Genomic DNA, 19,326 nt, shown 5'->3' with positions numbered 1-19,326 from the left:
CAGAACTTCAACGTGTATCTGCGGGGATGGAAACCGATGCAGCGGCAATATGTGAAGCCATAATCAGCAGGTGGAGTAATGGTGTTGTCGAGGGCCATGTAAATCGTCTGAAGATGCTGAAACGGCAAATGTATGGCCGAGCCGGGTTCGAGCTACTGAGACGACGGGTGATGAGTCCTCTGGCATGAAAATCTCCACCCAAGTTGCGGAAGACCCACTTTTTACCCGTTGTTGACAATAGCAATCGGCTTTGTTGAATAAATCGGATTTAGATAAAAGCTTCCCTTGTCGCTGACTTCCTCAGGCAATCCGTACGCTTTCTGGCATGCCTGCGCGCGTTATTTTGTTTAATGCGCGGATCATGGCCATCGCCTCCCCAACCTACGCATCATAATCCCGCAACGTAAGATGCCCACCAAACAGCTGTTTGACACGGTACATTGCCGTTTCAGCCACCGAACGTCGGTTGTAAGCCATGTGCCATTTCCAGTACGCATTGCTTCCTGTCAGCCGTTGCCGGGCAACCGCCTGATTTCTGTCGGCATATTCAGCCGGCCAGTAACCTGCGCGGGTTCGCGGCGGGATAAGCGCCCTGATTTTCTTCCGCCGCAGTTCGTCGTGGCACCGCCTGGTGTCATAAGCTCCGTCGGCTGAAGCGACCCTGATTTTCCGGTGTGTCTGGCGGATAAGCCCCGGGAATGCCTCTGCATCAGTCACGTTGTTCAGGGACAGGTCAGCACAGATAGACTGGTCAGTGAAGAATCAAGCCAGGATGCATCAACGTAATGGTGATTATCCCTATACCTCAACGAGAAATGCTCTACTGCACTGGCCTGAAACAGCTACAGCTATAGCTGTCAGATTGGGGAAGGAAGGTCTTGATATCACAGCGCCTTATGGGCTCTCCGACCTATTTGAACTGCGTTTACGACCGACTCCTGCATTTGAAGGTGAAAATGATCTTGACCCGCCATCTCCGGACAGCTTTTGTATCCTAAGTTAACGATGCCCGCTGCCGCCGGTATTCCCTCGGAGAGTGATATCCCAGCGCGCTGTGCGGGTGGTTTTCATTGTAATGCGTGAACGCTGCTGCAAGGTTTCGCAGGGCTGTTCTCACATCCGGTTTTGGCATGAACGCGATATAGTCTTCTTTCATCGTTTTCACGAACCTTTCGGCCATGCCATTGCTCTGCGGGCTGCTCACCGCTGTTGTGCAGGGCTCCAGATTCAGCTCTCTCGCGAACCTCCGCGTTTCATGCGCGGTGTACGCTGAACCGTTATCCGTCAGCCATTGCACTGGTGTGTCCGGCAACCTGTCACCGAAGCGCTTTTCCACCGACCTCAGCATCACATCCTGCACCGTTGAACTGTCGTAACCCCCGGTGCTTGCAGCCCAGTCTATGGCTTCTCTGTCGCAGCAGTCCAGCGCGAACGTGACCCGCAGCTTTTCACCGTTGTCGCAGCCGAACTCGAAGCCGTCTGAACACCAGCGCATATCGCTTTCTGCTACTGCGATTTTGCCTTTATGCTCACGCTTTGGTCGCTCTGGTTTGTCATGCAACAGCAACAGGTTATGCTCGCTCATTATCCTGTAAAGTCGTTTGGCATTAACCGGCGGCAGCCCTTCTGTGCGACGTTGCTTACGCAGAATGCCCCACACACGACGATAGCCGTAGCCAGGCATGTCGCTGATGATGTCGAGGATCTCCGACAGGATTTCAGCGTCTGCTTCGTCATTACGCCGGTTACAGCGCCCGTCCTGCCAGTCGGCAGAACGGTTAATCCGCAGTGACAGCTGCGCACGCGACACGCCCATGGTGCAGCTGACCAGGGCTATTCCCCATCCTTTGGCAACAAGGGCGCGTGCGCTATCCATTTTCGCGACTGGCCGTACTCCACGGCTTCTTTCAGGATCTCAACTTCCATCGTCTTCTTGCCCAGAAGGCGCTGAAGCTCCCGGACCTGCTTCAGAGCAGCAGTAAGCTCAGAAGCTGGAACGACTTCTTCTCCGGCCGCAACGGCGGTAAGGCTGCCTTCCTGATATTGCTTCTTCCACTTAAACAGCAGGCTGGGCTGAATACCGTGCAGGCGGGCGACATGGGAGACATTCATGCCCGGCTCCATCGTCTGCTGGATAATGGCGATCTTCTCCTGAGGAGTTTTACGTTTGCGGACTTCTTGCCCTAACAGGATCCCGGTCATCTCAAAATTGGCGTTAGTGTTAGACATATATTCAAGCCTATCTCTTATCTGGAGATACAGCTACTGTCCGGTGTTTCAGGGGGCTACATCAATTTGAAGGTGAAAAGCTGAACTCTTTTAAACAACGGGTTACTACAAAGCAATGGTTGGAACGTTATCCCAAGTTACAGTTCATCGTACCCATATAACCACAATATACAAATATCCCGGCTCTTGCGGTTCGATCGTATGATTGACAGTCCGCTTCTGGCACAAAGCTGCCCGTTGGCCAAATGGAAGTAGACACATTTGAACCTGTCGAGTATCAGCCAGTTTACTGTCGTCAGCCTGAAACTACAGAATGTACAGCTATGCGTGAACTGAACGCTGTGCCTGATTTTAGGTAAGCGTACAGCGTGAACCGTCTGGTCATAATCTGAAGTATCCGACAAAGTGGTGTCCACCAAATAAGTAGTGGGAACCAAAGTGTCAGATATGCAGAAAAATATGACGCCTGGCAGGCGTAAAGGCTGCCCTAATTATTCTCCTGAGTTTAAACAGCAGCTCGTTGCTGCCTCCTGCGAACCCGGGATATCCATCTCAAAACTGGCGCTTGAAAATGGTATTAACGCCAATCAGTTGTTCAAATGGCGCCAACAATGGCGCGAGGGAAAGCTGCTATTACCTTCTTCAGAGAGCCCTCAGCTACTTCCTGTGACTCTCGATGCCGCTGCCGTACAGCCAGAACCGCTCGCTGAGGACCCGGAAACCCTCAGTATCAGCTGTGAGGTAACGTTCCGGCACGGGACGCTCCGCCTCAATGGCACTGTCAGCGAAAAGCTTCTGACTCTGCTGATACAGGAGCTGAAGCGATGATCCCGTTACCTTCCGGGACCAAAATCTGGCTGGTTGCCGGTATCACCGATATGCGCAACGGCTTCAACGGCCTGGCTACAAAGGTACAGACGGCGCTGAAAGACGACCCGATGTCCGGCCACGTCTTCATCTTCCGGGGCCGCAGCGGCAGTCAGGTCAAACTGCTGTGGTCCACCGGCGACGGGTTGTGCCTGCTGACCAAACGGCTGGAGCGTGGGCGCTTCGCCTGGCCGTCAGCCCGTGATGGCAAAGTGTTCCTGACCCCGGCGCAGCTGGCAATGCTCCTGGAAGGCATCGACTGGCGGCAGCCCAAGCGGTTGCAGACCTCCCTGACCATGCTGTAGGCCTCTTTATCCTGGTTGTCGCAGAATAAGCCTGGTAAAATAATGGCTTATGAACGACACCTCCTCTGACGATATCCTTCTGCTGAAACAGCGCCTTGCCGAACAGGAAGCGCTGAACCTGATCCTGCTGGAAAAGCTGGCCAGCCGGGAGCGCGAAATAGACCACCTGCAGGCACAGCTGGATAAACTCCGCCGGATGAACTTCGGCAGCCGCTCTGAAAAGGTCTCCCGCCGTATCGCGCAGGTGGAAGCGGACCTGAACCGGCTGCAGACAGAAAGTGATACGCTGACCGGCCGGGTGGATGACCCGGCAGTACAGCGCCCGCTGCGTCAGACCCGCACCCGCAAACCGTTCCCCGAATCACTCCCTCGTGACGAAAAGCGACTGCTGCCAACTGAACCGTGTTGCCCGGACTGTGGCGGTGCGTTGAGCTACCTGGGTGAAGATACCGCCGAACAGCTGGAGCTGATGCGCAGCGCCTTCCGGGTTATCCGGACCGTGCGGGAAAAACATGCCTGTACTCAGTGCGATGCCATCGTGCAGGCCCCCGCGCCTTCGCGGCCCATCGAGCGGGGCATCGCCGGACCGGGGCTGCTGGCCCGTGTGCTGAGCTCAAAGTATGCAGAGCATACCCCGCTGTACCGCCAGTCAGAAATATACAGCCGCCAGGGTGTGGAACTGAGCCGTTCGCTACTGTCGGGCTGGGTGGATGCTTGTTGCCGGCTGCTGTCACCGCTGGAAGAGGTGCTTCAGGACTATGTCCTGACCGACGGCAAACTCCATGCCGATGATACCCCCGTCCAGGTGCTGCTGCCGGGCAATAAGAAGACGAAGACCGGGCGGTTGTGGACGTATGTTCGAGATGACCGCAACGCCGGGTCAGCGCTAGAGCCGGCGGTCTGGTTCGCCTACAGCCCGGACAGAAAAGGCATCCATCCGCAGACCCATCTTGCGGGGTTCAGTGGTGTGCTGCAGGCGGATGCATACGCCGGGTTCAACGAGCTGTACCGGGATGGCCGGATAACGGAAGCCGCCTGCTGGGCTCACGCCCGTCGTAAAATCCACGATGTGCACGTCCGCACGCCGTCGGCGCTGACAGATGAAGCCCTGAAGCGAATCGGCGAGCTGTATGCCGTTGAGGCGGAGATAAGGGGAATGCCGGCGGAACAACGGCTTGCTGAGCGTCAGCGGAAAACGAAACCGCTGCTTAGTACCCTGGAAAGCTGGTTACGTGAAAAGATGAAAACGCTGTCGCGACACTCGGAACTGGCGAAGGGGTTCACGTATGCGCTAAACCAGTGGCCGGCGCTGACGTACTATGCAGATGATGGCTGGGCCGAGGCGGACAATAACATCGCTGAAAATGCGTTGCGGATGGTCAGTCTGGGGAGAAAGAACTGGCTGTTCTTCGGCTCTGACCACGGTGGTGAGCGGGGAGCACTGCTGTACAGCCTGATCGGGACGTGCAAACTGAACAGCGTGGATCCAGAAGGCTACCTCCGCTATGTGCTTGACGTCATCGCCGACTGGCCAGTCAACCGGGTCAGCGAACTGCTACCCTGGCGCATCACACTGCCAACTGAATAACGCATCCCTGTCAATACGGCTCTCGCTGTACGCTTACGATTTTAGTACCCCGAATACTATATGGATTAGTTTCCGCATAACGGCTCCGACGACAAGCATCCTCGGTTTGCCTGCAAGCAACAGTCGTTGCCCGAATGACTTTATATCTGGGTTATATCTCAGTGCGACCAACGCAGGCATATAAAGGGCACTTCTTAGTCGCGAATCACCCATTTTTGACATACGCGTCTTGCCTCTGACAGAACTACCGGATTGATGGTGACGTGGATTTAGCCCCAGGTACGCAGTGACTTCTGAATCGCCACGGATAATCTAGACACTTCCGAGCCGTTGATAATACTGGTTTTCATATTCTGTCGGTGACATCTGATCGCTAGAACCATGCCGACGCTTACTGTTATAAAACATTTCGATGTAATCAAAAACATCGCTGCGGGCTTCTTCCCGCGTTCCGTAGATCTTTTTCTTTATCCGTTCGCGTTTCAACAACTGAAAAAAGCTTTCTGCAACCGCATTATCATGACAGTTACCGCGACGGCTCATGCTCCCCTCCAGGCCGTGTGATTTCAGGAACGACTGCCACTCATGGCTTGTGTACTGACTGCCCTGATCCGAATGAACCAGCACCTGTTTTTGGGGATTACGCCGCCATACAGCCATCAGCAGTGCGTTCAGGACAATGTCCTTTGTCATCCGGGATTGCATGGACCAGCCGATAATTTTGCGTGAGAACAGATCAACAACCACGGCAAGATACAGCCAGCCTTCGTGGGTCCTGAGTAGAGTAAGAGGCAGGGCGTAGTCGGACTATTTCCCTGCCTCTCCTCCCCGAACCGGACGTGCACCTTTCAGCGCATCCGGCTCTCCATTTAAACACTGGTGAACGCCATTGCCACTTCAGTGTAGCGCGATGTATACGTGTTTCTGGTTTCCGTCCTCAGATAGGGATTACCTTCGGGTAGACGCCAGCGGAACAGCTTCTTGCCTTGCCCCACCAACCGGTACAGTATTTCGCCACTGAGCTTGCCGTGGTTGGTTTTACCAAATAAAACCCACGTTTTGCTCTGACCCGGTTTCGGTGATTTACACCACCACCTCATCAGGGAAGCGATACCTGTACGGTATTTGCGGGCCAGCCAGTGAGCCAGCTTCCAGAACACGACACCGTCGATATAACCGAAGACTTTGGCCTTAAAATCAACGAACTGATAGAACATGGCCCAGCCTTTCAGTTTTCGGTTGAGCTGTTCAGCCATATCGACTTTGCTTTCACTGTAGTTGCCTGATAACAGTGCTGTCAGCGATGCGGCGAAGTTTCTGGCTTTCTCCTGCGGGATCGTTGAGACCACTCGCATCTCGCCATAACGACTGCGTTTGCGAATGATCCTGTGCCCCAGAAAGATAAAGCCGTCATTAACATGGGTGATTTTAGTCTTATCCATGTTCAGCCTGAGTTTCNGTGCTGTCAGCGATGCGGCGAAGTTTCTGGCTTTCTCCTGCGGGATCGTTGAGACCACTCGCATCTCGCCATAACGACTGCGTTTGCGAATGATCCTGTGCCCCAGAAAGATAAAGCCGTCATTAACATGGGTGATTTTAGTCTTATCCATGTTCAGCCTGAGTTTCAGACTGCCTTCGAGCACACCCCGACACTCCTCCCTGATGGCTTCCGCCTGTGCTTTGGTGCCTTTGATGATGAGGACAAAATCATCGGCATAGCGGCAGTACGCCACCGCGGGTTTCCACTGCCAGTTTTCTCTGACCGCCGTACTTCGGCCCCGCTGGATACTGTTATTCCAGTACCACCGATCTTTTCTGGCTTTCCCGCTCAGGTAGCGCTCATGCAGGTATTGATCGAACTCATTCAGCATGATGTTCGACAATAGCGGCGATATAACACCGCCCTGTGGCACACCTTCACTGGCCGCCCGAAAGAGACCGACATCGATATGTCCCGCCTTGATGATTTTCCACAGCAGAGTCATGAAACGTGCGTCACTGACCCTGCGGCGTACTGCCTTCATCAGTAGTCGATGATGTACGGTGTCGAAGTAACTGGACAGGTCGCCTTCAATCACCCAGCGTCCCCGTGTTTCACCGCAGTCGGTGAGCTGTAATTTCACCGTGCGGATCGCGTGGTGGACACTGCGTTCAGGCCGGAAGCCATACGAGAGTGTATGAAAATCACTTTCCCATATCGGCTCCATCGCCATCAGCATGGCACGCTGAACAATACGATCCCGCAACGCGGGGATACCCAGTGGTCGCAGTTTGCCGTTGCTTTTAGGGATGTAAACCCGTCTGGCGGGCAGGGGCCGGTAGTGACCTGAGAGTAATTCATCCCTGAGGATTTGCAGCTCAACAGCCAGTCTGGCCTGTAGCATTGTTTTGTTCACGCCATCAACACCGGAAGTATGCGCCCCCTTTGATGAAAGCGTGATCCGCGCCGCTTCAGCCAGCCATTCTGGTTGTGTTATCAGACGCAGCAGCCGTTCAATCCGTCGGGACGGATCGGTGGTTGCCCATGTGGCAAGCTTGCGTTGCATTTCGCTGATTATCAAAGGTCTTCACCTCATTGGGTCAGTTAATTCACGTCGCAAACACATTTAAACTGCTTCCCTTCGCCATGTAATGGGGTTTCCCCATCGCGGACTACTACGGAAGCTCCGCCAGCCAGCGCGTCATCGGAGCCATGCCCCCTTAACATCCGTCGCTGACCTTCCCCGGTTTACCTGCCTGGACTCAGACATACTGAGGAGGCTGCCCGTCGCACTCTTTATCCTTGCTTGCCGCAAGTTGGCAGAAGTCAGCAACGCGAGCGTGATAGACGCTGCTGCCCCGGTGTTTCGCATACATGTCAAAACACCTTCGACCGGCAGTGCTTACGTATCACTGCCAGTTCCTCCTGCACGGCCTGTCAGATCACGTAGGCCGTGGTGACGTTTTCAACCCACAGAGGCGGATTAACGGGTTCATGTTCTTCAGCCTTTCAGTACTTAACCTTGAGGATCATCTCGGCTTAGTGATCTCGCCNAGCGTGATAGACGCTGCTGCCCCGGTGTTTCGCATACATGTCAAAACACCTTCGACCGGCAGTGCTTACGTATCACTGCCAGTTCCTCCTGCACGGCCTGTCAGATCACGTAGGCCGTGGTGACGTTTTCAACCCACAGAGGCGGATTAACGGGTTCATGTTCTTCAGCCTTTCAGTACTTAACCTTGAGGATCATCTCGGCTTAGTGATCTCGCCTCAATCCCCGTTGTCAGCGGGTTACATCACCCTGCGGGCATGCCGCAGGTCACTGCCGCTCAGGTTCTCCNCCTCCTGCACGGCCTGTCAGATCACGTAGGCCGTGGTGACGTTTTCAACCCACAGAGGCGGATTAACGGGTTCATGTTCTTCAGCCTTTCAGTACTTAACCTTGAGGATCATCTCGGCTTAGTGATCTCGCCTCAATCCCCGTTGTCAGCGGGTTACATCACCCTGCGGGCATGCCGCAGGTCACTGCCGCTCAGGTTCTCCGCCGTCACACCCGGTGGGATTGTTGGGTTTCTCATCGTGAGTTACCGGTTCAATATTCCAGACAGACTCGTGGTTCATTTGAGCGTCCATGCTCGCCCTGAACTCCGGGCACACTGTAGGTTATGTCCGTTACCCAACGCTCATCCGGAGCATCCGGATTGAACTGTCGCTGGAGCCTGTCGGGCGACACGATACTGGCCTCGCCTTTACGTGCCCGCGGGCTCCGGTATCCGACCTGAGCCTTTATCCCGACACGTTTCATCAGTCGCCAGACTCTGTTCACTCCGCACTGTTGCCCGCTGTCCCGCAGATCCAGATGGATTTTGCGATAACCATAGACGCATCCCGATTCCAGCCAGAACTGTTTAATCTGTCCTGTCAGTCTCAGGTCTGCCTGATGGCGTTGTGAATGCGGCTGCTGAAGCCAGGCGTAAAAACCACTGGGATGTACATCCAGCACCCGACAGAGCAGGCGAACAGGCCAGCAACAGGTGTTGTCACGGATAAAGGCGTACCTCAGTCGGACAGCTTTGCGAAGTACGCCGCGGCTTTTTTTAATATGTCCCGTTCGTCGGTAACCCGCTTCAGCTCTTTCTGGAGACGGCGGATCTCGGCCTGAGCATCTGACTGTTCTTTATTAGTGGAAGAATCCGGACCGTAGCTCTTTATCCAGGCGTAAAGGCTGTGGGTGGTGATATCGAGACGCGTTGCAACGCTGGCAACAGAATAACCGCGATCAACAACCTGTTTGACTGCTTCAATTTTAAACTCTTCGGGATAACGCTTACCGCTCATGGGCACCTCTCTTTAAGCCATCTTAAATGACTCTGAGGTGTCTGTTAAACCCGTGGCGATTCAGTCCCAGACGGCCTCAAGCGGATCTTTACGTGTCCGCCAGTGACGATTACCGGTTTTTGACCACTGATCTTTTTCTATTCTGCGACCGGAGCGAATAGAGATACCGGCCTTCATGGTCGAGATATGCTGGGTTACACTTTTTTTACGCTGAGTCATGTAATAACTGACCTGATGAGTATTGAGCGTCACGCAATTTCCCTTGGGCATCATGTACATGATGCTCAGATTACAAAATCGGCCAGAATAATCAGCGCCAACCGGACTGAGTTATTGTTGTCTCATACCCCACATACGCCGACAGATTTTATCGCCAGCACTATAAGATTGGATAAATGTCTTATATTACTGGTGGCATCACATACCTGTATTACAGAACAGAGTCATGGCCTGATGCCCAGACGCGTGAAAACCGTTTGCAGTTACTGGCCGTATAATGCACTGTGTGACGGATATTACGGTGTCCCAGATAATCCTGTATCAGACGGGTGTCCAGTCCCTGATTGGCCAGAGCATAACCGCAGGAATGTCTCAGCACATGGGGATGTAGTCTGACAGGTAAATCCGCCATTTCACCGTATCCCCTTACTAGGGAATAGACCTGCTGACGCGATATCCTTTTTTTTCTGGATGAAATGAAAAGCCAGGGAGATATATTTTCGCCGAGTTTTTCCTTTCGTATATTCAGCCATTGCAGCAGCCATATTTTTTCTTCATTCTGTATCGGATGGGTTGTTGAAAAGCCATTTTTGATACGCCTGATATAAATCTCGTTACTGTCAAGTGAAAGACTGGATAACTGTATACTTGTCAGTTCGCTGACACGCAGTCCGTGTATATACATCATGATTAAAATGCACCGATCCCGTACGTATTCTTCAGTGTCCGGGATTGTTCGCATCAGTGTATTCCACTCACCCTGGGTGATATAACGCCGTGCTTTCATATCATTCCTGCTATGTGACAAATTTCATATTGTACAGAGTACTGCCAAATTGATTTGACAGACATTAAAATCGGAAATTCTAGTGAGTATGGTTTTTTTATCTGTTATTTATGTGTTTTTCACATTTTGATTCTGTTGATAAGTGTTTCTTTACCTGGGTGTACAAAACTTCACTCCTGCCTCATACTTAGCCTGATACTCTCTGTACGTCATCTCTGGTGCATTCCAGCGGCGGGGAGGCAATCTTCAGCCAGTCGTAAGGGGCGGGTAACGTCGTCAGTATGTATGTCCGGCATTGTGTTTTCAGGAAGGTTTCTGCTGAATTTATGTTCATTATCAATAAAGATGTTTCCTTCAATGAGGAAGACGGCAATCTGGAAAATCAGGTTGCAGAAGTGTCCGTTCTGATGGCGGCCTCAACCCGCCGGCTGCTGGAGGTGCTTATTAAAAATCAGGGCAACCCTGTGACGAGAGACTGCCTTTTTAAAACGGTCTGGGATGACAACGGCATGCGATCATCGAACGGTAATTTAAATCAGTATATAAGTATTCTCAGAAAACAACTGGATCAGGTGGGATTACCGGACAATACTATTATTACCATTCCCAGAGTCGGTTTTATGTTTAATCCGGATATCCTGATATCCCAGGAAATATCTGTCACAGCTGTACCGTTTCACCGGGTGAATGGGATGCTTCGCCCTATTATTTCCGGGTCACGGTACTGTCTGGTATTCGCCATATCTTTTATTTTATTTTTTGTTGTCGTGTCTGTTTTTTATTTCTATACGCGGGGGGCGGGATTGATTACACTGGATAAACTGGCCGGGTATCCTGCAAAATGTCACGTATATGCTCTTCCCGGAGAGGGGGTGGTAAATAAAATGGAACCTGTCAAGTTTATTTCTGAGAACTGTGGTTCTGGCACGGAATACTTTATTTTCATGCCTCCCCCGCCTTCTCGTGAAAGGCTTATTGTTTCCTGTGAGATAAGTTTTCCTGGGTATTTCATTCACTGCCATAACCGGCGGGATGTAAAAGAATGAAAAAGTTCATAATCGCTTTTCTTGTTATTCTTTTTCTGACAGGAGGGGCTCTGTGGTATTTCTTCCACATGTCCGGCACAGCGCTGAATTGCCAGTCCACATTTGAAAAAAATACTACTGACGGCTTTCATGCCAGGGGGGTTATCGCCTTTCACTTTTTCAGGGATCACACTGGCGTGGCAAGTGTTTCAGGGGAAGTTATTACTGAATCCGGTGTTTATATCCTGAACCGTGAGGCAGGTTTTACTTATGAGGAGGTGGATAGACGAAAAGGGGTTTTCAGAATGAAAAAAACATATTTCAACAATCTGTACCGGGATAATATACCGGCGCGGTATGCCAGTAATATTGGTATGAATATGCAGTTCAGGAAAAGCGATTATCTGATAATCAGAAAAATAAATAAAAATACGTTCCTGTTCACTTATCCTGCCGCCCCGGTGATGCTCTGCGTGACGAAATAACGGCATCAGAGTCTTCTGTCAAATCTGTGGGGAGAATGATTAGCAACCCCACATGTTATCAGGTTGTTAATTTTTTTTGTTTCCGCAATGATACCCGCCGTGTGAAGATCGGGATGCCGGCTCATTACCCCCCTCGGGTACCGAGAAAAGAGTGTTAAGCCCTTCCGATACCGGATATCCCGGTCAGCATACAGCTCTGCTGCAGGCATCCGTGGCCTGATGGCTCACCTGCAGTGTCATTCACTGTAATATCGAAGAGGATTATCTGATGACACGACGTCGCTATCTCACTGCGTACGAGGTCTCGGGCATGATGGATGCTGTCCGCTCCGGCGGCAACGGTACGCGGGATTACTGTCTCATTCTGCTGGGTTTTCGTCACGGGTTGCGCATCAGTGAACTGCTGTCCCTGCGCTACCAGGACATGGATCTGGAGGCGGGACGAATAAGTATCCGGCGCCTGAAAAACGGCTTTTCCACCATTCATCCCCTGGCGCAGGATGAACTGGTTGCCATCCGAAACTGGACCCGGGTTCGCAGCTCGTGGCGCGGGGCGGATATCACGGATTCGCTGTTCCTCTCCCGAAAAGGAGGGCCAATGAGCCGTCAGCAGGCTTACCGGATAGTCCGTGCAGCCGGAGAACGTGCTGGCACAGTCACCAGCACAACACCCCATATGCTCCGGCATGCCTGCGGTTACGAACTGGCTGAGCGGGGCGCGGACACCCGACTGATACAGGATTATCTGGGACACCGAAATATCCGCCACACTGTGCGGTACACGGCAAGCAATGCGGCCCGTTTTATCGGGCTGTGGGAACGGGAAAATTTATGTGATACCCGGCGAAATGCAGAGGTAAAGAACAGCGGTGTAATACCTGAAAAACCGGTCAATTGGGACCAAACTGTAATTATGATAACCAAATCATCACTCTAAATGCAATTTAGTCCTTAGTTAAATTGTGTGTTTTGCTGCTAACCTATTCATACGGAGTGTTTTTTACCTTAATGCTCTCCCTGCTATCCACAATCGTTTTTTCTTCCTGAATCCCCTTTGACCGGTCCGCCCACCTCCGGTATGCGACTGAAGGCAGCACACATCCCTGTGACTGTCCCTTATTCCTCACTCATCTGGTTTTTTATCCCTTAATTTTCGACCTGTCTGGTGCGTTATAACGACGGGTCAAAATGGTCCCAACTGACACGTTTTGTGACGAATGTTTCGCCACGTTTCCTGCGATGGAAATGTGGGTATCTGCGGTGAGAGGCGTTTTACTGGTCCCACTTTGAGCAGGGGGCTGAGCATAAATCATCGCCGGGGGTACTGATGTCCAGAGGGAAAGAGGCATCATGCTGGAGTACCGGTGAGCGCAACGACGTCGGTGAAAATCCGGAGCCAGGGGATACAACGGTGCCTGTCACGTCATTTTTTTACATCCGAAAACACCCGGCAGGGTGATGGGACCGTCAGGGTCGTGCGGTAGCTATGGCTTGCAGTTATATCGGGAATTAATCCGGCATTTTAATGCCAGCACAGACCGCAGCTCTGATGTTCAGTGTGGTCTGGTAGTAATGATGCACGTGATATTAAAAAGTATAAATTTAAACAAGGAAATTGAAATGAAAAAAACATTACTGGCTGTTTCAGTTTTATCCCTGATGGCCGCATCCGCTTCTGTTTTTGCTGCGGACGCAGGCNCTTGCAGTTATATCGGGAATTAATCCGGCATTTTAATGCCAGCACAGACCGCAGCTCTGATGTTCAGTGTGGTCTGGTAGTAATGATGCACGTGATATTAAAAAGTATAAATTTAAACAAGGAAATTGAAATGAAAAAAACATTACTGGCTGTTTCAGTTTTATCCCTGATGGCCGCATCCGCTTCTGTTTTTGCTGCGGACGCAGGCCTGGGTACTGTTCAGTTTGTCGGTACCGTGAACTCCACAACTTGTGACATCGTCATGGACAACGATGGCTCCATTACCGGTGGTAACTATATTGACCTGGGCTCAGCCACTGTAGGCAATAAGGGTGCATTAAAACACTTCACTATGAAAGCCAAAGCGACGGATGGTGGCACCCCGGGCTGCTCCGCTATTCATGATGCAGCGGTAGTCGCTATTACCTGGTCAGGCGGTACATTTACTGCAGCCGGTCTGGACAATGCCACAGGTACTGCAACGGGTACTGTTGCAGAAATTAAGGATTCCAATGGTGGCGGAGTGTCACTGACCAGCAGCAACAAAGTCAGCACCACAACGGGGGCAATCCTGAAGGGTACAGGTCTGATTTACGGTGTGCAACTGAGTGCGGGTACCACTCCGGGGACCTACGCGTCAAGTGCAGCGTATACCGTGGCTTACAACTGATTGTCATGTCCTTCCCCTGCCCGGGGAAGAATGCGGCATGAATAAATAAAGGTATCACGGCGCTGGTGTCGTAAAAAAGGGGGGCTCTTTTTTGATTTTCATCGTGATAACAGCATCTCCTGATGACGCAACCGGAAGGCGGATATAATAATGAGTCAATCTTCCCGAAAACATCCATCTGCCCTGTCTTTCCTTGCATTAAGTGTGGCAGCCTCTTCGGGGGGGGGGTACGCACAGGAATTTAATACCGCATTTCTTCAGGGAACGACAGACATTCCCTCGGCTCTGAAGGACGGAGTAAAATACCCGGCGGGTGAGTATTACGTGGATGTCTCCCTGAACGGAGAGCGAACCACCCGTATGGCGTTGACAGTGTCGCCTGATGATGAAAAAAACGGACAGCTTTGTCTGAGCCCCGAGTGGCTGCAAAATGCCGGTATTTATTTCCAGAAAGATGCCTATCAAAAGACATTTGACAGCGTACGGGGATGCTATGCACTGGGGCGCATGCCGCAGACGCAGGTTTCGCTTAATATGGCTACTCAGACGCTGGATATCTCGATTCCGCAGGCCTGGCAGCCGTCCAGGGGGGATGCATCTCGCTGGGATTACGGTATTCCGGGGCTGCGTATGACCTATAACGGTAACTTTAACCGGAATGTACAAAACAATAATAATGACGGCTATGACTATAACAATGACACCCTGAACGCCTATGGTAATGTAAATGCCAGCCTGAACATTGGGCGCTGGATATTGTCCAGTGACATGAATGCCTCCCGCAATACCTGGGGGAATGAGTTCACCTCCAACAGTCTCTCGCTTTCGACAGCGGTCAGTCAGATTCAGGGAGACTTGCTGCTCGGGCGTTCGCAGACGCGAACTGAGTTGTTTTCTGATTTTGGATTCTACGGGGCTGCCATTCGCTCTAACAGCAACATGCGCTCATGGGAGACCCGTGGGTATGCGCCGGTCATTACCGGGGTGGCCTCTTCCACCTCGCGTATTACCATCTCCCAGAACGGGTATACCATCTACTCGCGTGTAGTGCCGCCAGGCCCCTGGAGGCTGGATGACATTAACTCCACCAGTAACGGCACGCTGACCGTTACGGTGGAGGACAGTGGCGGGAAAAAGACGGTGACGGAATACCCTGTAGCCACTCTACCCACTCTATTGCGTCCGGGAGATTACCGTTACAACGTGGCGGCTGGTCAGCGTAATGACAGTGATAAACTCAGCGATGCCTTCAGTTCCGGAGGCGGGACGTTTGGTCTGGTCAGTTATGACTATGGTTTTCCGGGCTACACCCTGAACTTCGCCTCAATCGTTCATAACCGTTACCAGGCGGGAGGCGCGGGTATCACCCTGCCCCTTGGGGCATGGGGGGCGGTATCCGGCAGCATCAACGGCAGCCGGGCGGAGTATGACGATAACACCCGTCGTCAGGGTGTGAGCACTGGTGTCAAATATGCCAAAAGCTTCACCAGCCGGACAGACTTGCAGTTGCTGACATACCGCTACCAGAGCCCGGGGTATACTGAATTTGCCTCCTGGCGTCCGGAGTATTCGGATGTCACACTGTATGGACGTCCTAAAACCCGTTATGAGGCCCGCCTGTCCACCAACCTGGACTGGGGATACCTGAGTGCCTCCTACTGGCAGCAGAGTTACTGGAATAAAGGGGGGGGGGGGCAAGGTGCCACTCTATCGCTCAGCACGACCGCGTTCCGGGATGTGTCGGTGTTCCTGAACGCCAACTACTCTCGGAGTAAATATTACACTGGATATTTTACAGGTTACGGCAGCAGCAGTGGTAATTACAACAGTACCAGCTTGCGACAGGACAACTGGTCCATGTCAATGGGGGTTAGTATACCGTTCGATTTTGGGAGTATCCGTCATTACAGCACCAGTTCGGTGAATTATGACCAGGTGGCAGGGACGTCACTGAACGAAAGTGTGTCGGCACAGGTTAATCAGCGTCTGAACTATAACCTTAACGGCGGAATGGACGCGGATGGCTATGGCAGTGCATCGGCCGCTATGTCGTATGCATTTGACCGTATGCAGACTAACCTTGCGGTGGCTCAGAACCGTCAGTCAACTACACTGTCCGGGAACATGGCAGGCTCCTTACTGGCGACGGTTCCTACCGGTGTGCTGCTGACCCGTGAAGCTTCAGACACAGTTGCCGTGTTGAAGATTAAAGACACGCCAGGGGTGACCTTTGGCAGCTCTCTTCCGACAAGGGGAGACGGTACCACGGTCATGTATCTGAGCAGCTACACGCCGAACGTCATCACCATAAACCCGGAAAACGTACCGGACAGTGCGGAACTGCTTAATACTTCCTTTAATGTGGTGCCGACAGAGAAAGCCATAATTTATCGCGAGTTTGGTTACCAGAAAATAATGCGTTACATCCTCAGGGTGAAGGACGCTCAGGGTAAGGTCCTGACAGGTGGTAGTGCGGTGACAGAGCAGGGGCTGGATGCGGGCTTTATTGCTACTAACGGGGTGTTACTGATGAATCTGTTGAGTCCGCCGCAGACGATAAAGGTTAGTCTGTTGGACGGGCGTACCTGCCAGTTCAGGGCGGGGGGACTGAAACCGGCAGAGAACAGCGTACAGGAAGTCCGGTGTGAATAGTACCTGGAAGTGGCCTGTGAGGAAAGATGCTGCAGAGAAAGCGGAGCGATAACAGATGAGGATAAAAATGCGTTTACTGAAAGTGATGTGTGTCATGACGGCAACGCTGATGACCGGGCAGGCGGCAGCAGCGTTCACCCTGAACGGGTCACGGTTTATTTACGAGGAAGGGAAGAAAAACATATCGCTGGAAGTGACCAATAATGCGAAAGAGACCTATGCCGGACAGGTGTGGATAACCAATATCTCACAGAACAAGTCAGATGTATTTATGGTGCCAGCACCGCCATTTTTCAAAGTTGTTGCGGGGCAAAAGCAAATCATTCGACTGTCGAAGGTTAGTGATGCCCTGCCGTCAGACCGGGAGTCGTTGTTCTGGCTGAACGTACAGGAAGTGCCGCCAAAACCGAAGGTGGAGGACGGGCAGAATATATTATCGATTGCGATGAACACGCAAGTAAAGCTGATATACCGGCCAAAGGCACTGGTGAAGGCGCGTAATGACGCAGAAAAAAATCTGACGCTGGTGACTCGTGATGGCCGGATGTGGGTGAATAACCCGACGCCGTATTACTTTGCGGTGACGGAGATCAAGGTGAACGGGAAGGTTGCATCACTACCGGCGGAGAAAAAGAATGCGCTAACAATTCTGGCACCCTTTACAGCGGCAGATACAGGTCTGGCACCGGGCGGTAAGGTGTCTGTAAAATCAATAAATGATTATGGCGGGATAGATGATTATGAAATTCAGTAAACTACCTCTTATGTTGCTGTCATTGCTGGTGTCTGCAGCGGTCGTGTCTGGTGTGCAGGCTGCAACAGCCACATCAAACGTGACCATCACGGCAACATTCGTCTATCCGCCCTGCAGTATCACAGTGGACAAAACATCCGTACCACTGGGTACTATTGATATTGGTACAGATATCGATTACACGGTCGGGAATATTACCCTGAGGACGAGCTGTCAGTTTGCCGACCAGACTTCGCAGGTGTATGCCACAGTGATAACAGGGACGGTCAACGGGGCTGCAGTGAATATGGCGAAAACGGCAGACAGTACGGCATCGGGAGCACTGCTGTCACTGAAAGCGGTGGGAGGTAACTCAGCCGGTGAGGTCATCGCATATAGTCCGGTCACCCCGTTTTGCGCGGTGACATCAAGCGGTGCAGTGGCACCCGCGACACGGGATTGTGTGCTGACCCCCCATGTGGATGCCCGGAGCACCACACCAGGCGCGGTTCAGGCTGTGATGACCTTTACGGTTGTGAACAGCTGAATCCTCTGTTGCATATTCGGGACCTTGTTCGTTAGGTGACACTACCTATTTTGACATTGCCTAGGTTGGTTTATATTTGGCGGATACTAACATGAATATACTTTCAGCAAATAAAGAGTTTAAAACTGTACTATGTCGGTGGATGTTAATATTCTTTTCTCCAGCTTTGGTGATGGTTCCGAAGACTACTTATGCTGCAGGTTGGACATATAATTGCGTTATAACAAACAGGAGTGGATATCTGAGCACTCCGAATTACTCGTACATAGGAACGTCTACCGTACCGATTAAGGGTGAGCTAACACTCAGTACAACTGCGATCATAACGACGAACTCATCTGTTAATTTTGATCTGTCTGATACGTATCAGAACACGCTGAAAAATGACTTGCTTTTACCTGTTCGTGCTCTGCATTCGGCGGCGAATACTAACGGCGTGAGCGGGTCGGGAGCCGTCACAGCGTTCTTACATGCGTGGTCTGCTCCAGGAGTGACCGGAATACAAAGTCCTCCTGAAGGTGGCAGAATATCAGATGTAATTGGAGTAACAACTGCATCATATATTTCACCAGCAACAATTCATTATGAAAGTAACTCCAAGCAAATTGCTCGTACAAATTTTCATTCAGGGTTATCTACAGGCACTGACATAAGCAACCCAATTACGAATTATTCGGTCACATCAAGCATTGGTCCGTTAAACGAATATGCTCCTTCGTCAATGTCGTTTACTATAACGATGCCCACAATAGCGGGTTCATATTTAAACATTCAAAACTATCGACCTACGGGGGGGTTTAGTTATGCGCCCTCATATAATAATCTTGGTTCAGTAGTATGTTCACGCAACGCTACTCCCTTATCTTTAACTATTACCCCTCCTAATGTCAATTTTGGAACAGCTATCGTTGGCTCAACCAATATAATCGCTCAGCCTATAACCTGGAGCACTTCAGGCAGTGGTCAGGCGGGAACCTGGACGCTCACGTTTGACTCTGCGACCAAAACTGGCAACTACATCAATCTTGGCGGTGCAAATATCTCCATTCTTGATACCGCGAGCAATCAGGTACCGCTGGGAACACCGTTAAACATCGGCGGAACATCCGGTAGTTACACCCTGTCACTCGACCCATCAACCGGAACAGATGGAACCAAAAGCGCAAATCTGTCTGTAACGGTAACGGCGAACTAATGCGGGT

15 protein-coding genes and 6 pseudogenes are annotated in these 19,326 nt (G+C 51.7%); 13 read left to right on the top strand and 8 right to left on the bottom strand.

The genetic code is table 11. The features are described from left to right. Positions 1 to 188 (top strand): transposase (locus tag B9P82_RS13540; protein WP_143704275.1); only part of this gene is annotated, 188 nt, incomplete at its 5' end. A gap of 112 nt (positions 189 to 300) precedes the next feature. Here B9P82_RS13540 and B9P82_RS13535 read toward each other — a convergent pair. Further along, positions 301 to 756 (bottom strand): annotated as a pseudogene (locus B9P82_RS13535) (transposase); the annotation flags it as partial. Here B9P82_RS13535 and B9P82_RS28985 point away from each other — a divergent pair. Continuing rightward, positions 743 to 955 (top strand): annotated as a pseudogene (locus tag B9P82_RS28985) (nucleotidyltransferase family protein); the annotation flags it as partial. The pseudogenes B9P82_RS13535 and B9P82_RS28985 sit on opposite strands and share 14 nt — an antisense overlap. Positions 956 to 994: 39 nt before the next feature. Here B9P82_RS28985 and B9P82_RS13525 read toward each other — a convergent pair. Further along, positions 995 to 2,202, bottom strand: a protein-coding gene (locus B9P82_RS13525) for an IS3 family transposase (RefSeq protein WP_101700475.1) whose coding sequence is annotated in 2 segments (ribosomal slippage) — positions 995 to 1,881 and positions 1,881 to 2,202 — 1,209 coding nt in all. Because the reading frame shifts where the segments join, the coding sequence is not laid out codon by codon here. Positions 2,203 to 2,676: 474 nt separating this feature from the next. On the opposite strand from B9P82_RS13525, the gene B9P82_RS13520 reads away from it, so the two are divergent. The 3 genes from B9P82_RS13520 to B9P82_RS13510 are packed head-to-tail and all read left to right on the top strand — an operon-like array spanning position 2,677 to position 4,989. Further along, positions 2,677 to 3,057 (top strand): IS66-like element accessory protein TnpA, encoded by a 381-nt coding sequence (locus B9P82_RS13520; RefSeq protein WP_101700474.1) that lies wholly within the window; start codon positions 2,677 to 2,679, stop codon positions 3,055 to 3,057. Then, a complete protein-coding gene (gene tnpB, locus B9P82_RS13515; protein ID WP_101700467.1) occupies positions 3,054 to 3,401 on the top strand; it encodes an IS66 family insertion sequence element accessory protein TnpB in 348 nt (115 codons plus the stop codon). The genes B9P82_RS13520 and tnpB overlap by 4 nt, the downstream gene beginning before the upstream one ends. Positions 3,402 to 3,450: 49 nt before the next feature. Further along, the gene (locus tag B9P82_RS13510) at positions 3,451 to 4,989 is read left to right on the top strand and encodes an IS66 family transposase (protein WP_101700466.1); all 1,539 of its coding nucleotides are present in this window, start codon (positions 3,451 to 3,453) and stop codon (positions 4,987 to 4,989) included. 33 nt (positions 4,990 to 5,022) lie between these two features. On the opposite strand, the pseudogene B9P82_RS13505 reads toward B9P82_RS13510, so the two are convergent. From B9P82_RS13505 to B9P82_RS13465, 6 genes and pseudogenes are all read right to left on the bottom strand, one after another. After that, positions 5,023 to 5,283 (bottom strand): annotated as a pseudogene (locus B9P82_RS13505) (transposase); the annotation flags it as partial. Between the two features lie 18 nt (positions 5,284 to 5,301). After that, positions 5,302 to 5,778, bottom strand: a pseudogene (locus B9P82_RS13500) (IS3 family transposase); the annotation flags it as partial. 80 nt (positions 5,779 to 5,858) lie between these two features. Further along, the gene (locus B9P82_RS29420; protein ID WP_371412084.1) at positions 5,859 to 7,535 is read right to left on the bottom strand and encodes a reverse transcriptase domain-containing protein; all 1,677 of its coding nucleotides are present in this window, start codon (positions 7,533 to 7,535) and stop codon (positions 5,859 to 5,861) included. 1,092 nt (positions 7,536 to 8,627) lie between these two features. Further along, a pseudogene (locus B9P82_RS13475) lies at positions 8,628 to 9,307 on the bottom strand (IS3 family transposase); the annotation flags it as partial. Positions 9,308 to 9,370: 63 nt separating this feature from the next. Next, positions 9,371 to 9,559 (bottom strand): annotated as a pseudogene (locus B9P82_RS13470) (IS21 family transposase); the annotation flags it as partial. A 178-nt stretch (positions 9,560 to 9,737) separates the two neighbouring features. Beyond that, complete coding sequence (locus tag B9P82_RS13465) at positions 9,738 to 10,313, bottom strand: tyrosine-type recombinase/integrase (protein ID WP_101700464.1); 576 nt, start codon at positions 10,311 to 10,313, stop codon at positions 9,738 to 9,740. A gap of 326 nt (positions 10,314 to 10,639) precedes the next feature. On the opposite strand from B9P82_RS13465, the gene B9P82_RS13460 reads away from it, so the two are divergent. The 8 genes from B9P82_RS13460 (at position 10,640) to B9P82_RS28270 (ending at position 19,319) form a co-directional block, all read left to right on the top strand. Beyond that, on the top strand, positions 10,640 to 11,359 hold the full coding sequence (locus tag B9P82_RS13460; RefSeq protein WP_168188444.1) for a winged helix-turn-helix domain-containing protein: 720 nt from the start codon (positions 10,640 to 10,642) through the stop codon (positions 11,357 to 11,359). After that, positions 11,356 to 11,823: a hypothetical protein gene (locus tag B9P82_RS13455; RefSeq protein WP_101700462.1), complete on the top strand. Its 468-nt coding sequence runs from the start codon at positions 11,356 to 11,358 to the stop codon at positions 11,821 to 11,823. The genes B9P82_RS13460 and B9P82_RS13455 overlap by 4 nt, the downstream gene beginning before the upstream one ends. A gap of 268 nt (positions 11,824 to 12,091) precedes the next feature. After that, a complete protein-coding gene (locus B9P82_RS13450) occupies positions 12,092 to 12,760 on the top strand; it encodes a tyrosine-type DNA invertase (RefSeq protein ID WP_101700461.1) in 669 nt (222 codons plus the stop codon). Positions 12,761 to 13,652: 892 nt separating this feature from the next. After that, a complete protein-coding gene (locus B9P82_RS13445) occupies positions 13,653 to 14,192 on the top strand; it encodes a fimbrial protein (RefSeq protein ID WP_101700460.1) in 540 nt (179 codons plus the stop codon). Between the two features lie 150 nt (positions 14,193 to 14,342). Further along, positions 14,343 to 16,844 (top strand): PefC/AfrB family outer membrane usher protein, encoded by a 2,502-nt coding sequence (gene pefC, locus B9P82_RS13440; protein ID WP_101700459.1) that lies wholly within the window; start codon positions 14,343 to 14,345, stop codon positions 16,842 to 16,844. A 67-nt stretch (positions 16,845 to 16,911) separates the two neighbouring features. Beyond that, complete coding sequence (locus tag B9P82_RS13435; protein ID WP_168188443.1) at positions 16,912 to 17,598, top strand: fimbrial chaperone; 687 nt, start codon at positions 16,912 to 16,914, stop codon at positions 17,596 to 17,598. After that, positions 17,585 to 18,124 (top strand): hypothetical protein, encoded by a 540-nt coding sequence (locus tag B9P82_RS13430; protein ID WP_143704274.1) that lies wholly within the window; start codon positions 17,585 to 17,587, stop codon positions 18,122 to 18,124. Before B9P82_RS13435 ends, B9P82_RS13430 begins: the two co-directional genes overlap by 14 nt. Positions 18,125 to 18,215: 91 nt before the next feature. Then, the gene (locus tag B9P82_RS28270; RefSeq protein WP_143704273.1) at positions 18,216 to 19,319 is read left to right on the top strand and encodes a hypothetical protein; all 1,104 of its coding nucleotides are present in this window, start codon (positions 18,216 to 18,218) and stop codon (positions 19,317 to 19,319) included. Positions 19,320 to 19,326 lie beyond the last annotated feature (7 nt).

The organism is Citrobacter sp. L55 (assembly GCF_002850715.1).
In the GTDB taxonomy this organism is placed as follows: Bacteria; Pseudomonadota; Gammaproteobacteria; order Enterobacterales; family Enterobacteriaceae; genus Citrobacter; species Citrobacter braakii.
Note: the sequence above shows the minus strand (reverse complement) of the source record. Positions and strands in the feature narration are given on the sequence as shown.

What these genes read in the sequence shown, in the direction of transcription:
- B9P82_RS13520 (WP_101700474.1), top strand. Translation starts at nt 2,677, where the DNA reads ATGCAGAAAAATATGACGCCTGGCAGGCGTAAAGGCTGCCCTAATTAT.
- tnpB (WP_101700467.1), top strand. Translation starts at nt 3,054, where the DNA reads ATGATCCCGTTACCTTCCGGGACCAAAATCTGGCTGGTTGCCGGTATC.
- B9P82_RS13510 (WP_101700466.1), top strand. Translation starts at nt 3,451, where the DNA reads ATGAACGACACCTCCTCTGACGATATCCTTCTGCTGAAACAGCGCCTT.
- B9P82_RS13465 (WP_101700464.1), bottom strand. Translation starts at nt 10,313, where the DNA reads ATGAAAGCACGGCGTTATATCACCCAGGGTGAGTGGAATACACTGATG.
- B9P82_RS13460 (WP_168188444.1), top strand. Translation starts at nt 10,640, where the DNA reads ATGTTCATTATCAATAAAGATGTTTCCTTCAATGAGGAAGACGGCAAT.
- B9P82_RS13455 (WP_101700462.1), top strand. Translation starts at nt 11,356, where the DNA reads ATGAAAAAGTTCATAATCGCTTTTCTTGTTATTCTTTTTCTGACAGGA.
- B9P82_RS13450 (WP_101700461.1), top strand. Translation starts at nt 12,092, where the DNA reads ATGACACGACGTCGCTATCTCACTGCGTACGAGGTCTCGGGCATGATG.
- B9P82_RS13445 (WP_101700460.1), top strand. Translation starts at nt 13,653, where the DNA reads ATGAAAAAAACATTACTGGCTGTTTCAGTTTTATCCCTGATGGCCGCA.
- pefC (WP_101700459.1), top strand. Translation starts at nt 14,343, where the DNA reads ATGAGTCAATCTTCCCGAAAACATCCATCTGCCCTGTCTTTCCTTGCA.
- B9P82_RS13435 (WP_168188443.1), top strand. Translation starts at nt 16,912, where the DNA reads ATGCGTTTACTGAAAGTGATGTGTGTCATGACGGCAACGCTGATGACC.
- B9P82_RS13430 (WP_143704274.1), top strand. Translation starts at nt 17,585, where the DNA reads ATGAAATTCAGTAAACTACCTCTTATGTTGCTGTCATTGCTGGTGTCT.
- B9P82_RS28270 (WP_143704273.1), top strand. Translation starts at nt 18,216, where the DNA reads ATGAATATACTTTCAGCAAATAAAGAGTTTAAAACTGTACTATGTCGG.